At 61.9% G+C, this 13,364-nt stretch carries 12 protein-coding genes; 5 read left to right on the plus strand and 7 right to left on the minus strand.

The genetic code is table 11. The features are described 5' to 3' along the window. The first annotated feature begins 185 nt into the window (after positions 1 to 185). The 5 genes from ACLD1X_RS21280 to ACLD1X_RS21300 all read left to right on the plus strand — a co-directional run bounded on the left by ACLD1X_RS21280 (position 186) and on the right by ACLD1X_RS21300 (position 7,481). Positions 186 to 1,577 (plus strand): GntP family permease, encoded by a 1,392-nt coding sequence (locus ACLD1X_RS21280; RefSeq protein WP_429370988.1) that lies wholly within the window; start codon positions 186 to 188, stop codon positions 1,575 to 1,577. A gap of 7 nt (positions 1,578 to 1,584) precedes the next feature. Further along, entirely contained in the window at positions 1,585 to 2,358 is a 774-nt protein-coding gene (locus ACLD1X_RS21285) for a 3-hydroxybutyrate dehydrogenase (protein ID WP_429370990.1), read from the plus strand. A gap of 120 nt (positions 2,359 to 2,478) precedes the next feature. Continuing rightward, positions 2,479 to 4,434 (plus strand): acetoacetate--CoA ligase, encoded by a 1,956-nt coding sequence (locus ACLD1X_RS21290; RefSeq protein WP_429370992.1) that lies wholly within the window; start codon positions 2,479 to 2,481, stop codon positions 4,432 to 4,434. A gap of 167 nt (positions 4,435 to 4,601) precedes the next feature. Continuing rightward, positions 4,602 to 7,139 carry a PAS domain S-box protein gene (locus ACLD1X_RS21295; protein WP_429370994.1) on the plus strand — a complete coding sequence of 846 codons (2,538 nt, stop codon included), beginning with the start codon at positions 4,602 to 4,604 and terminating at the stop codon, positions 7,137 to 7,139. Positions 7,140 to 7,205: 66 nt separating this feature from the next. Continuing rightward, the gene (locus tag ACLD1X_RS21300) at positions 7,206 to 7,481 is read left to right on the plus strand and encodes a peptidylprolyl isomerase (RefSeq protein ID WP_007898282.1); all 276 of its coding nucleotides are present in this window, start codon (positions 7,206 to 7,208) and stop codon (positions 7,479 to 7,481) included. Between the two features lie 71 nt (positions 7,482 to 7,552). On the opposite strand, the gene ACLD1X_RS21305 is transcribed toward ACLD1X_RS21300, so the two are convergent. The 7 genes from ACLD1X_RS21305 to ACLD1X_RS21335 all read right to left on the minus strand — a co-directional run bounded on the left by ACLD1X_RS21305 (position 7,553) and on the right by ACLD1X_RS21335 (position 13,349). After that, a complete protein-coding gene (locus ACLD1X_RS21305) occupies positions 7,553 to 8,485 on the minus strand; it encodes a sugar kinase (protein ID WP_429370997.1) in 933 nt (310 codons plus the stop codon). 127 nt (positions 8,486 to 8,612) lie between these two features. After that, positions 8,613 to 9,830, minus strand: a complete 1,218-nt coding sequence (locus ACLD1X_RS21310) for an amino acid deaminase (RefSeq protein ID WP_429370999.1) — start codon at positions 9,828 to 9,830, stop codon at positions 8,613 to 8,615. 39 nt (positions 9,831 to 9,869) lie between these two features. Beyond that, positions 9,870 to 10,634: an IclR family transcriptional regulator gene (locus ACLD1X_RS21315; protein WP_429371001.1), complete on the minus strand. Its 765-nt coding sequence runs from the start codon at positions 10,632 to 10,634 to the stop codon at positions 9,870 to 9,872. A 170-nt stretch (positions 10,635 to 10,804) separates the two neighbouring features. After that, positions 10,805 to 11,194 (minus strand): RidA family protein, encoded by a 390-nt coding sequence (locus ACLD1X_RS21320; RefSeq protein WP_429371004.1) that lies wholly within the window; start codon positions 11,192 to 11,194, stop codon positions 10,805 to 10,807. A gap of 30 nt (positions 11,195 to 11,224) precedes the next feature. After that, complete coding sequence (locus ACLD1X_RS21325; RefSeq protein ID WP_429371006.1) at positions 11,225 to 12,019, minus strand: amino acid ABC transporter ATP-binding protein; 795 nt, start codon at positions 12,017 to 12,019, stop codon at positions 11,225 to 11,227. Beyond that, positions 12,016 to 12,678: an amino acid ABC transporter permease gene (locus tag ACLD1X_RS21330; RefSeq protein ID WP_429371008.1), complete on the minus strand. Its 663-nt coding sequence runs from the start codon at positions 12,676 to 12,678 to the stop codon at positions 12,016 to 12,018. The genes ACLD1X_RS21325 and ACLD1X_RS21330 overlap by 4 nt, the downstream gene beginning before the upstream one ends. 8 nt (positions 12,679 to 12,686) lie before the next feature. Further along, positions 12,687 to 13,349 carry an amino acid ABC transporter permease gene (locus ACLD1X_RS21335; RefSeq protein WP_008015908.1) on the minus strand — a complete coding sequence of 221 codons (663 nt, stop codon included), beginning with the start codon at positions 13,347 to 13,349 and terminating at the stop codon, positions 12,687 to 12,689. Positions 13,350 to 13,364: the final 15 nt, after the last annotated feature.

A 13,364-nucleotide genomic window follows, 5' to 3' on the forward strand; every position in this document is an offset into this window, starting at 1 on the left:
CCTGCTCGCGAAGAGGCCCTCACAATCGCTAAAAGTCTCCACTTAGAGACAATCAACTCGAATTCAACTCATAAAAACAAAATATATCCTTATATTTCAAGAACTTAAACATCTGGCACAAAACTCGCTATACGCCTCTCCTGTCAAGTTTCATCCTACAAAAATAACAAACCAGGAGACACACCATGAGTGTGATCATTGCCTTGGCAGCCCTCGCGCTGCTGATGCTGGCTGCCTACCGTGGCTACAGCGTTATCCTTTTTGCCCCGATTGCCGCCCTCGGCGCTGTCCTGCTGACTGACCCATCTGCCGTCGCCCCCGCTTTCACCGGGGTGTTCATGGAAAAAATGGTCGGTTTCATCAAACTGTATTTCCCGGTGTTCCTGCTCGGCGCGGTATTCGGCAAGTTGATCGAACTGTCCGGTTTCTCGCGCTCCATCGTCGCGGCCGCGATTCGCCTGCTCGGCACTCGCCAGGCGATGCTGGTGATCGTGCTGGTCTGCGCCCTGCTGACCTATGGCGGCGTATCGCTGTTTGTAGTGGTGTTCGCGGTCTATCCGTTTGCCGCGGAAATGTTCCGCCAGAGCAACATCCCCAAGCGGCTGATCCCGGCGACCATTGCCCTGGGCGCCTTTTCGTTCACCATGGACGCCCTGCCCGGCACGCCGCAGATCCAGAACATCATCCCCAGCACCTTCTTCAACACCACGGCCTGGGCAGCACCGTGGCTGGGCGTGATCGGCACGATCTTCGTGTTCTGTGCCGGCATGCTGTTTCTCCAGCGCCAGCGCAACAAGGCCCAGCGTACCGGTGAGGGCTATGGGTCGGACCTGCGCAACGAGCCGGAAACCGCCGCCGACATCAAGCTGCCCAATCCCTGGGTCGCCCTGTCTCCGCTGTTGGCGGTGGGCATCATGAACCTGCTGTTCACCCAGTGGATTCCCCAGTGGTATGGCAAGACCCACAACCTGGCGCTGCCGGGCATGGCCGCGCCGGTGACCACGGACATCGCCAAGCTCACGGCGATCTGGGCGGTCCAGGCCGCGCTGTTGGTGGGCATCCTCATGGTGCTGGCGTTCGGCTACAAGGCGATCAGCCGCAAACTCGCCGAAGGCAGCAAAAGTGCGGTCAGCGGTGCGCTGCTGGCAGCCATGAACACCGCCTCGGAATATGGTTTCGGTGCCGTGATCGCGTCCCTGCCCGGTTTTCTGGTGTTGGCCGACTGGCTCAAGAGCATTCCCAACCCGCTGGTCAACGAAGCGATTACCGTGACCCTGCTGGCCGGCATCACCGGTTCTGCCTCGGGCGGCATGAGCATCGCACTGGCGGCAATGTCCGAGCAATTCATCAGCGCCGCCCATGCGGCGAACATTCCGCTGGAAGTGCTGCATCGAGTCGCCGCGATGGCCAGCGGCGGCATGGACACCCTTCCGCACAACGGCGCGGTGATTACCCTGTTGGCCGTCACCGGGCTGACCCACCGCGAGGCTTATAAAGACATTTTCTGTATTACGCTGATCAAGACCCTGGCGGTTTTCGTGGTGATCGGCACCTTCTACGCCACTGGCATTGTGTGAGGTATTCATGACGACTCTTTCGGGCAAGACCGCACTGGTCACCGGCTCCACCAGCGGCATCGGCCTGGGGATCGCCCTCAGCCTGGCCAAGGCCGGGGCCAACCTGATCCTCAACGGCTTCGGCGATGCCTCCAGCGTGATCGCCCAGGTGCAACAGTTCGGCGGCAAGGTCGGCCATCACCCGGCCGATGTCAGCGATCCGGCGCAAATTGCCGACATGATCGCCTACGCCGAGCGCGAGTTCGGCGGTGTCGACATTCTGGTCAATAACGCTGGCATTCAACACGTGGCAGCGGTGGATGAGTTTCCGGTGGAGCGCTGGGATTCGATCATCGCCATCAACCTGTCGTCGGTGTTCCACAGTACCCGCTTGAGTCTGCCGGGCATGCGCGCCAAGGGTTGGGGCCGGGTGATCAACATCGCCTCGGTGCATGGCCTGGTCGGCTCGGCAGGCAAGTCAGCCTATGTCGCGGCCAAGCATGGGGTGATCGGCCTGACCAAAGTGGTCGCGCTGGAAACCGCGACCACCCAGGTCACCTGCAACGCGATCTGCCCGGGCTGGGTACTGACGCCACTGGTGCAAAAGCAGATCGATGATCGTGCCGCCAGTGGCATCGATCCGCAGCAGGCGCAACATGATTTGCTCGCCGAGAAGCAGCCATCGCTGGAGTTCGTGACGCCGCCGCAACTGGGTGAACTGGTGCTGTTTCTGTGCAGCGATGCCGGCAGCCAGGTGCGTGGCGCGGCGTGGAATGTGGATGGTGGGTGGCTGGCGCAGTAACTGGCCGATGGACCGCGTTATCGTTCTTCGCGAGCAAGCCCGCTCCCACAGGGGATCGCATTTCCATGTGGGAGCGGGCTTGCTCGCGAATGGATCTACAGACATAAGAAGAGGCAAACCATGTCCGACATCCTCTGGCAACCCGACGCCAAACGCATTGGCAAGACGCGCATGGAGGCTTTCCGGCGCTTCGTCAATCAGCGGTATCACCTCAAGATTGACGACTACCCTGCCCTGCACCAATGGTCCATCGAGCAACGTCCCGACTTCTGGCAGGCGATCGTCGATTTCTTCGACATTCGCTTTCATGAACAACCCGACACCGTGCTGCTCGAAGGTCCTGAGATGCCCAGCGCCCAGTGGTTCCCCGGCGCGACCCTGAATTTCGCCGAACACTTGCTGATGCGTCGCGACGACGCGGTGGCCGTGGTGGCCATCGGCGAAAACGGTCAACGCGAACACCTGACCTGGGCCGAGCTGGCAGAACAGGTCGCCGGTTTTCAGAACGGCCTGATCGCCGCTGGCGTCGGTGTGGGTGACCGGGTCGCCGCCTGCATGCCCAACACCTGGCAAACCCTGGTGGCCATGCTCGCCACCACCAGCCTCGGCGCTGTCTGGTCCTGTTCTTCACCGGACTTCGGCACGCAAGGGGTCGTTGACCGTTTCGGCCAGATCGAACCGAAGGTGCTGCTGACCTGCGCCGGTTATCGCTATGCCGGCAAGGAGATCGAACAGACCGCCAAGGTCAACGAAATCCTCGAGCGCCTGCCGTCGTTGCAGCAGCTGATCATCCTGCCGTATGGGCGGCCGCATACGCGGATCGAACACTTCCGCACCCCGGCCAACGTGACCCTGTGGGACGATTTCTACGAGCCCGGCGGCGAACCGGATTTCGTCCCGGTGCCCTTCGCCCATCCGCTGTACATCCTCTACTCCAGCGGCACCACCGGCGTGCCGAAATGCATCATCCACAGCACCGGCGGCGTGCTCCTGCAACACGTCAAGGAGCACGGCCTGCACTGCGATCTCGGCCCCGGCGAACGTCTGTTCTACTACACCACCTGTGGCTGGATGATGTGGAACTGGCTGGTGTCGGCCTTGGCCGTCGGCAGCTCGGTGGTGCTGTATGACGGCTCACCGTTCCAGCCTGACCCGCAACGCTTGATCGACCTGATCGACGACGAGTCCATCAGTGTCTTCGGCACCAGCCCGAAATTTCTCGCAACCCTGGAAAGCAGCGGCATCAAGCCGCGTGAAAGTCATGACCTGGGCAGCCTCAAGACCTTGCTTTGCACCGGCTCGGCGCTGTCACCGCAAAGTTATGACTTCGTCTATCGCGACTTCAAGGCTGACGTGTGCCTGGCCTCGATGTCCGGTGGCACCGACATCGTCTCGTGCTTCGTCAACGGCAACCCTGTGTCGCCGGTCAGGCGTGGCGAAATCATGGGCAAGAGCCTGGGCATGGCCGTCGAAGTGTGGAACGACGCCGGCCAGCCGGTGATCGGCGAAAAAGGCGAACTGGTGTGCACCCGCCACTTTCCGGCGATGCCCATCGGCTTGTGGAACGATGCCGATGGCGAAAAGCTGCGCCAATCCTATTTCAGCCTGTTCCCCGGCGTCTGGGCCCAGGGTGACTACGCCGAACAACTGCCCCATGGCGCGATGCTGATCCACGGCCGCTCGGATGCCGTGCTCAACCCCGGCGGCGTGCGCATCGGCACGGCGGAAATCTATCGTCAGGTGGAAAAAATCCCGCAGGTGCTCGACAGCGTGGCCATCGGTCAGCAATGGCAGGATGACGTGCGGGTGGTGCTGTTCGTACAGCTGCGCGAAGGGCTGAAGCTGGACGAGGCGCTGCAACAGCAGATCCGCCAGACGATTCGCGCCAACACCACGCCGCGTCATGTGCCGGCGAAAATTGTCGCGGTCACCGACATTCCCCGGACCATCAGTGGCAAGGTCGTTGAGCTGGCGGTGCGCAATGTGGTGCATGGGCAGAAGGTGAAGAACACCGATGCGCTGGCCAATCCCGAAGCGCTGGAGCAGTACCGGAACAGGCCTGAATTGCTGGATTGAAATGGGGTTCCCTGTAGGAGCGAGCTTGCTCGCGATAAACCCGAGAGCGCCGCGGGGCACCTGCCAACCAGCGTTATCGTTGACGACCATCGCGAGCGAGCTCGCTCCTACAATAACCTGTGCAAGAATGGATGCCAGATAAAGCGACTCAGGCGCAGGACTCCTTGATGAACGCGATACCGACCGGCAGTGATGCCCAGGCCCTGATCGCCCGGCTCGACTGGGCAAACACTCCGCTGGGCGCTGCCAGCAGCTGGCCACAGAGCCTGCGAACCGCCGTGGACATCGTCATTCACTCACCGATGCCGATGCTGCTGCTTTGGGGCCCGCAACTGACGCAGATCTACAACGACGGCTTCGCCCTGCTCGCCGGCAGCAAACATCCGCACGCTTTCGGCCAACCGGCACACCTGATCTGGCCGGAGCTGAAAGACTTTACCGACCCGATATACCGCGCCGTCCTGCAGGGTCAGGTGCGAACCTACAGCGAGCAGCGCTTTACCCTGCAACGCGAGGGCCGCGAGTCCGACTTCTGGCTCGACCTGACCTACAGCCCGATCCGTGACGAAAGCGCCGAGGTGGCCGGGATCCTGGTCACCGCCATCGAAACCAACGAACGCCGGCGCATCGCCCTCGAACTCGAACAGCGCTCGGCGGCCAGCCTCAAGGCCCAGCGCGAAACCGAGGAGCGCCTGCAACTGGCCCTCGCCGCCACCGACGCGGTCGGCACCTGGGACTGGGACATCAGCGAGGACCGTTTCATCGCCGATGCGCATTTTGCCCAGTTGCACGGCATCGATCCGGCCATGGCCAACCAGTTGCCGATCAGTGAGTACCTGCACGGTGTGCACCCGCAAGACCGCGCCCTGATCGCCCGCAGCATCAAGCATTGCATCACCCATGGCAGCGAATACGCCGAGGAATATCGCCTGCTGCAAACCGACGGCCAGCTGCGCTGGGTGTTTGCCCGCGGCCGCTGCTACAAGGATCACCACGGCCGGCCGATTCGCTTCCTTGGCGCCGCCCTGGACCTGACCGAACGCAAGCACACCGAGCAGGCCCTGCGCCAAAGCCAGACCGAGCTGCAGTTGATCATCAACGCCATGCCGATCCTGATCAGCTACGTCGACCGTGAAGAACGCTTTCGCCTGAACAATTCGGCGTACCTCGACTGGTACGGGCTGACGCCCCAAGAACTTTACGGGCGAACCATTCTCGAAGTGCTCGGCGAAGAAGCCTATGCGCTGCGCGCGCCGTACATCACCGAGGCGCTGTCCGGCCGTCCCTGCAGCTTCAGCATCAGCACGCCACATCGCGACGGCAGCATCCGCCAGGCCCTGATGAATTACCTGCCACGCCACGGTGCGGACGGCGCGGTGAACGGTTTCTACATCTTCGTGATCGACGAAACCGAACGCAAGAAGACCGAGGAAGCCCTGCGCAACCTCAACGAAACCCTTGAGGAACGGGTTGCCGCCCGCACCCGGCAACTGGCCGAGGCCAACGAGCGCTTGCAAAACGAGATGTTCGAGCGCGAGCGTGCCGAAGATGCCTTGCGCCATGCGCAGAAAATGGAAGCGGTCGGCCAGCTGACCGGCGGCATCGCCCATGACTTCAACAACATGCTCACCGGCATCATTGGCAGCCTCGACCTGATGCAACGCTACATCGCCGACGGGCGTGCCAACGAGATCGGCCGTTTCACCGAGGCGGCCGTGTCCTCGGCCAACCGTGCAGCCGCCCTCACCCATCGCTTGCTGGCGTTCTCCCGCCGTCAGTCGCTCAACCGCAAGCCGCTGGACCCCAACGAGTTGATTCATTCGCTCGCAGACCTGTTCAGTCGCACCAAGGGCGACCACATCGAACTCAAACTGCAACTGGCCGAAAACCTCTGGCGGGTCAACACCGATGTCAGCCAGCTGGAAAACGCCTTGCTCAACCTGGTGATCAACGCCCGGGACGCCATGCCCGAAGGCGGCGAGTTGCAGATCGAAACAGCCAACCTGTACCTCGACGGCAATGACATCACGACCCTGGAACCGGTCAAGGCCGGCGACTACGTGATGATTGCCGTCAGCGACAACGGCACCGGCATGACGCCCTCGGTGCTGGCCAAGGCATTCGACCCGTTCTTCACCACCAAGCCGATCGGCCAGGGCACCGGTTTGGGCTTGTCGATGATTTACGGTTTCGCCCAGCAATCGGGGGGCCACGTCAGTCTGTTCAGCCTGCCCGGCCGGGGCACCAGCGTGCGCTTGTACTTGCCGCGCCTGTACTCGACCGAGCCGGAAAAGGTCCTGTCAGCGGTCGTCGGCGAGGCACCGGCGGCGATTGCCGGCGAAACCGTGATGCTGGTCGAGGACGATGCGGCGGTGCGCATGCTGGTGCTGGACCTGCTCAATGAACTTGGTTATCACGCCCATGAAGCCGAAGATGCCAGGGGTGCCCTGCCGGTGCTGGAGTCAGACCTGCGGGTGGACTTGCTGGTGACCGACGTGGGGTTGCCGGGCATGAACGGCCGACAACTGGCAGAAATCGCCCGCCAGCATCGTCCCGGACTGAAAGTGCTGTTCATGACCGGTTACGCGGAGATCGCCGCCGAGCGCCAGGGTTTCCTCGAGGAAGGCATGGACATGGTGAGCAAACCGTTTTCCATCGAACTGCTGGCCAACAAGATTCGCACGATGATCGGCCAACCGGACTGAGTTGAGGCATAATCGCGCGCCCCGCTGGCTCGTACATAGCCACCACCGTTGCAAGGTAACCGCCACATGAAAGCTCAAGCCCGCCATATTCTGGTAAAAACCTCGGAAGAAGCCGAGCAGCTCAAACAACGCATCGCCAAGGGTGAAGCGTTTGATGTGCTGGCCAAGAAGTATTCGACCTGCCCATCGGGCAAGCGCGGCGGTGACCTGGGCGAAGTACGGCCGGGGCAGATGGTCGGCGTGATCGACGCGGTGATCTTCAAGAAACCGCTGCGGGTGGTCCATGGGCCGATCAAGAGCAAGTTCGGGTATCACCTGGTGCAGGTGTTCTACCGGGATTGATGCATTTGGCTTGAGGGCCCTATCGCTGGCAAGCCAGCGATCCGGCGGCGCAGCCAGCGGCCATTCAACGCTTACTTCGGAATCAACGCCCCCGGCACCTGAATCACCCGGCTCGCCAACCGGTGCCCGGCCTCGGCGGCTTCCCCGGGGCTACCCCCCTTGAGCCGCGAGGCCAGATACGCCGCACTGAACGAATCCCCCGCCGCCGTGGTGTCCACCACCCGCTCGACCTTCTGCGCCGGCACTTCGAACGACTCGCCCGCACAACGAATCAGGCACGCTTGTGCACCGCGCTTGAGCACCACCTCCGGCGTCCCGATCTGCTCATACGCGGCAAACACCGCGTCACAATCGGCATAACCGAACAAGGCCTGTTCATCCTCCACGGTCAGCAACGCCAGGTCGACATGCGCCAGCACCTGGCGATACGCCGCCCGGGCGTCTTCGACCGAGGCCCACAGCCGTGGCCGGTAGTTGTTGTCGAACACGATTCGCGCGTCGCGCTGACGGGCTTCGATCAGGGTTTGCAGCAAATTTTCCCGGCCTTGTTCGCCGAGTACCGCCAGGGTGATACCGCTGAAATACAGCACGTCGTAATCCGGCAGCGCCGCCAGGATCGGCTCGGCGGCCGGCGTCGTGAAGCAATCGCGAACCGCCGCTTCATTGCGCCAGTACAGAAAGCGCCGCTCGCCCGCCGCGTCAGTCTGGATGCAATACAAACCCGGCAGACGTCCGGGCAGGCGCTGGACCATGCCGAGCCCGATGTTTTCCGCCGCCCAACTGCGGCACATCGCGTCGCTGAAACTGTCATCGCCCAGGGCGGTGACATAGTCCACGGTGCCGCTCGCCCCCAGTTCCCGGGACAGGTACACCGCCGTGTTCAAGGTGTCGCCACCAAAGCTCTGTTGCAGGCTGCCGTCGGCGCGATGCTGCAACTCGATCATGCACTCGCCGATCAGGGCGATGCGTGGGGTGTCGGGGCCGAGGGTGTTGATGGTGTTCATACGCGGATTTCTCTTTTGTCTGGTAGGGCCTCTTCGCGAGCAAGCCCGCTCCCACATTGGATCTTCGGTGTACACAAAACCCTGTGGGAGCGGGCTTGCTCGCGAAAGCCGCGCCGCGGTTTCAGTCTTAGAAACAGGTTTCCATGGTCTCGATGACGTTCAGTTGCTCGTCCACCAGACAGCCGATGCGCCACTTGTCGAACGTCAGGCACGGGTGCGAAGTGCCGAACGAGATGATGTCGCCCACCCGCAGGTCAACCCCCGGCGCCACGGTCATGAACGCATGCTGGTCCATCACCGCGGTGACTTTGCAGGCACTTACATCTTCGCCGCTGGCCGGCACCACACCTGCCTTGTAACGCAGCAACGGCACAGGCAGACCGGCATCGTAGGCCACGTCGCGTTTCCCCAGGGCAATCACCGCAAACCCTGGCTCCGGCAAGGACTGCACGTGCGCCCACACTTCAAGCGCTGGACGCAGGCCTTCGTGCAGGTCGCTGCGACGGTCGAGCACGCAGCACTGCGCTTCCTTGTAGATGCCATGGTCGTGAGCCACATAACTGCCGGGACGCAACACGCTGAGGAAACGTCCACCAGCGTTCTGCGCTTCGAAGGACTCGGCAATCAGGTCGTACCAGGCCGAACCCGACGCGGTGATGATCGGCTTGGCAATGGCAAACGCGCCACTGTCTTGCAACTGCACTGCCAGACGCACCAGTGACGCGGCGAAATCGCGAATACCGGTCACGGCGTGATCGCCATGGATCACCCCTTCGTAGCCTTCGATCCCAGTCAGGGCCAGGGCCGGTTGTGCGGCGATGGCCTTGGCCAGGTCGAGCACCTCCCGCTCACTGCGACAACCGCATCGACCACCGACCACGCCGTATTCGATCATGACGTTGAGGCGCACGCCGCGGGAGGCGAAATAGGCGCCAAGGTCGGCAACGTTGTCCGGGTGGTCGACCATGCAATAAAAGTCGAACGTCGGATCGGCCAGCAGGTCGGCGATCAGCGCCATGTTCGGCGTGCCGACCAACTGGTTGGCCATCAGCACACGACGCACGCCATGGGCGTAGGCCGCACGGGTTTGTGTGGCACTGGCCAGGGTGATGCCCCAGGCACCGGCGTCCAGCTGGCGACGGAACAAGGCCGGGGTCATGCTGGTCTTGCCATGGGGCGCCAGCTCTGCGCCGCTGTCACTGACGAACGCCTGCATCCAGCGGATGTTGTGCTCCAGCGCCTCGCGGTGCAGCACCAGCGCGGGCAGGCTGACGTCGCGCACCAGGCTGGCACCGATCGGGGCTGCGCCTTTATCCACGTTGGCAGTATTGGGGGCAGAAGACATGGTCGAACTCCTCGTACACGCGGCCGCAGGCAGCCGCTGTTATTCGTTGATGCGACGGGCCAGGCTGTTGGCGCTCTCGATCAGCACCCGGCGATAGTCGTTGTAGTTGTTCCTGGCATCGGCCCGTGGGGCGACGATGCACAGGGTCGCGATGGCCACGCCGCCGGGGTCTTTGACCGGTGCGGCGAAGCAATGGGTAAAGGTGTCGGCGACGCTATCGAATGAGAAGAAACCATCGATACCGGCCTGACGGATTTCCTTGAGGAACTGTTCAAGCGGCAAACGCTCGCCGTCGGGCAGGATGAAGTCATTGTGGTCGATCAGGTCGACGATTTCCTGGTCGCTCAGGTGTGCCAGCAACAGGCGCCCGGATGCGGTCCAGGGGATGGGCGCGTTTTCGCCGATGTCCGAGGAAATACGGAAATGCCGCTCCCCCTCCTTCATCAGCGCAACCGTGTATTTGCGCCCGTTGAGCAGGCACATCTGCGCCGTTTCATGGGTCTGGCTGACGATTTCCTGCAGGGCGTGATCGGCCTCGCGGGTGAGGTCGAAATGGCGCAAATGCGCCTGGCCGAGAAAGTACAACTGACGACCGAGGTAGACATGACCGTCCTTGCCCACCGGCTCCAGGATCCGTCGTTCCAGCAACGAGGCCACCAGTTCGTAGACCGTGGATTTGGGGCTGCCGATGCCGTTGGCGATGTCGTTCGGGCGCAGGGGCTGGCCGATCTCCTTGAGAAAATCCAGGATATCGAACGCCCGGTCCAGACCGCGTGCCCGGCGCTTGATGGTGTCTTCGGTCATTTCAGTGGTTCCCATTCAAAGTGCCGGGAGTTTAACCAGAGTGCCATGCTGGCCGTAAGGTCGCCTTCGCTGGCAAGCCAGCTCCCACAGGTTCTGTGTGCTGCCACAGATTGCAAACACACCATCAATTCCTGTGGGAGCGGGCTTGCCCGCGATTGGCGCGACTCGGTTCAGGCCTTTTTCTTGTATGCAATACAGTCGATCTCGACCTTGCAGTCGACCATCATGTTCGCCTGCACACAGGCCCGCGCCGGGGCGTGCTCGGGTTTGAAGTATTCGGAGAAGACCTTGTTGAAACTGGTGAAATCCCGCGGATCCTCCAGCCATACCCCGGCACGCACCACATCCTCCAGGCCATAACCCGCCTCTTGGAGAATCGCGATCAGGTTCTTCATGGTCTGGTGGGTCTGCTCGACGATGCCACCCACAATGATCTCGCCATCCTTCGCAGGCACCTGGCCGGAAACGTGCAGCCAGCCATCGGCTTCGACTGCACGGGCGAAAGGACGAGGCGTGCCGCCAGCGGCGGTGCTGCCGGTGCCGTAACGAGTAATGCTCATGAGTGTTTCTCCTGATTGAAAATTGAGTGTTTAAAACCGCGTGCTTTTGAGAAATTCAGCCAGACGCGGCGATTGCGGGCGCTCGAACAGTTCCTTGGGCGGACCCTGCTCCTCGATACGCCCCTGATTCATGAAAACGATCTTGTCCGACACCTCGAAGGCGAAGCGCATTTCGTGGGTCACCAGCAACATGGTCATGCCATCGTCGGCCAGGCCCTTGATCACATTGAGCACTTCGCTGACCAGCTCCGGGTCCAGCGCCGAAGTGACTTCGTCGAACAGCATCAGGCTCGGGTTCATCGCAATCGCCCGGGCGATCGCCACGCGCTGCTGCTGACCGCCAGACAACTGACCGGGAAAGTGATCGCGCCGTTCCAGCAGGCCGACACGCTCCAGCCACTTCTCGGCCAGGGCCACGGCTTCGTCCTTGTGCAGTTTCTTGACCTTGAGCAGGCCCAGGGTGACGTTCTGCAATGCCGTCAGGTGCGGAAACAGGTTGAACTGCTGGAACGCCATGCCGGTCATGGCGCGATGACGGGCAATGACCTTTTCCGGGTGGCGAATGCGTTTGCCGTTGACCTCGTCATAACCGATGGATTCGCCGTCCAGCAGGATCTGCCCGCCCTGGAATTCTTCAAGCATGTTCACGCAGCGCAGCAGCGTGGTCTTGCCCGAGCCGCTGGAACCGATCAGCGTCACCACGTTGCCGCGTTGCATGGTCAGGTCGACGCCCTTGAGCACTTCGAGCTGGTCGTAGCGCTTGTGCAGGCCGCGAATGTCCAGCAGTGGTTGGCCGTTTTGTGCGTTGGATTGAGTCTGAGTCATGGCAAAGCCACCCGCTTTTCAATGTGCCGGCCGAGTAACTCGATGCCGTAGTTGATGACGAAGAACAGGAAACCGGCGAACAGGTAAAACTCCAGGGTCATGAAGGTCCGGGCAATGATCTGCTGGGTACTGAGCAGCAATTCCGCCACACCGATCACCGACAACAGGGTCGAAGCCTTGACGATCTCGGTAGACGAGTTGACCCAGGTCGGCAGGATCTGCCGCAACGCCTGGGGCAACAGCACGTACCCGAGGGCCTGGTAGAACGTCAGGCCGATGGCCTTGCTCGCTTCCATTTGCCCGCGCGGCAAGGCCTGCAATGCACCGCGCACGATCTCGGCGACGTGGGAGCCGCAGAACAGCGTCAAGCCCAGCGCCCCGGCCTGGAACGCACCGATCTGCCAGCCCAGTGCCGGTGCCATGTAGAAGCACGCCAACACCAGCACGAACACTGGCGTGCCGCGAATCACATCGACATAAAAACGAAACGGAGCGCGCATCCAGAATTTGCCGTAGGTCAGTACCAGACCGGTAACGACGCCAACCAGCGTGCCGAGCAAAATCGCCAGCACCGACACCTGGACACTGGTCACAAAGCCTTGCCACAGCACTTCGCGCGCCACCCACAACTCATGCAACCAACTGGGGGATTCGTACATGGAGCCTCCTATCGGCGGATCGCCAGACGCTGTTCGAGGTAACGCAGCATCATGGCAATGAGGTAACAGGCCGCCACATAGAGCGCCGTGGTCACCAGCCAGGTTTCAATCACCCGGTAGCTCTCGACATTGATCTTGCGCGCGTAATAGGTCAGCTCCGGCACGGCAATCGCCGCTGCCAGCGAGGTGTCCTTGAACAGCGAAATGAAGTTGTTCGACAGCGCCGGCAACACATTGCGCAGCATCACCGGCACCGTCACGTAGGCCTTGACCTGCCACTCGCCCAGGCCAATGGCCAGGCCGGCTTCACGCTGGCCCTTGGGAATGCTCAGCAGACCGCCGCGGAACACCTCGGTCAGGTAGGCCCCGGCATACAGCGACAGGGTAATGATGAATGACGGAATCTTGTCCAGGCGAATGCCCAGGCTGGGCAACGCAAAGTAGATCAACAGGATCAACACCAGGATCGGCGTGTTACGAATCACCGTGACATACACCGACGCCAGCACCCGCAATGCACGGTGCTTCGACAGCAAAGCAAACGCCATCATCAGGCCGATCACGCAGCCGATGGCGATCGACACCAGGGCCAGTTCAAGGCCCAGGCCGAGCCCCGCCAGCAAGGTGTCGAAATCGCGCCACACGGCGGCAAAGTTCAACTGATAGTTCATGGTCAGCAGTACCTT

It is taken from the genome of Pseudomonas sp. 18173 (assembly GCF_050432945.1).
In the GTDB taxonomy this organism is placed as follows: Bacteria; Pseudomonadota; Gammaproteobacteria; order Pseudomonadales; family Pseudomonadaceae; genus Aquipseudomonas.

Bases quoted from the DNA above. Each gene is read 5' to 3' on its own strand.
- ACLD1X_RS21335 (WP_008015908.1), bottom strand. From the start codon at position 13,349: ATGAACTATCAGTTGAACTTTGCCGCCGTGTGGCGCGATTTCGACACC.
- ACLD1X_RS21305 (WP_429370997.1), bottom strand. From the start codon at position 8,485: ATGAACACCATCAACACCCTCGGCCCCGACACCCCACGCATCGCCCTG.
- ACLD1X_RS21315 (WP_429371001.1), bottom strand. From the start codon at position 10,634: ATGACCGAAGACACCATCAAGCGCCGGGCACGCGGTCTGGACCGGGCG.
- ACLD1X_RS21295 (WP_429370994.1), top strand. From the start codon at position 4,602: ATGAACGCGATACCGACCGGCAGTGATGCCCAGGCCCTGATCGCCCGG.
- ACLD1X_RS21320 (WP_429371004.1), bottom strand. From the start codon at position 11,194: ATGAGCATTACTCGTTACGGCACCGGCAGCACCGCCGCTGGCGGCACG.
- ACLD1X_RS21325 (WP_429371006.1), bottom strand. From the start codon at position 12,019: ATGACTCAGACTCAATCCAACGCACAAAACGGCCAACCACTGCTGGAC.
- ACLD1X_RS21280 (WP_429370988.1), top strand. From the start codon at position 186: ATGAGTGTGATCATTGCCTTGGCAGCCCTCGCGCTGCTGATGCTGGCT.
- ACLD1X_RS21290 (WP_429370992.1), top strand. From the start codon at position 2,479: ATGTCCGACATCCTCTGGCAACCCGACGCCAAACGCATTGGCAAGACG.
- ACLD1X_RS21310 (WP_429370999.1), bottom strand. From the start codon at position 9,830: ATGTCTTCTGCCCCCAATACTGCCAACGTGGATAAAGGCGCAGCCCCG.
- ACLD1X_RS21300 (WP_007898282.1), top strand. From the start codon at position 7,206: ATGAAAGCTCAAGCCCGCCATATTCTGGTAAAAACCTCGGAAGAAGCC.
- ACLD1X_RS21285 (WP_429370990.1), top strand. From the start codon at position 1,585: ATGACGACTCTTTCGGGCAAGACCGCACTGGTCACCGGCTCCACCAGC.
- ACLD1X_RS21330 (WP_429371008.1), bottom strand. From the start codon at position 12,678: ATGTACGAATCCCCCAGTTGGTTGCATGAGTTGTGGGTGGCGCGCGAA.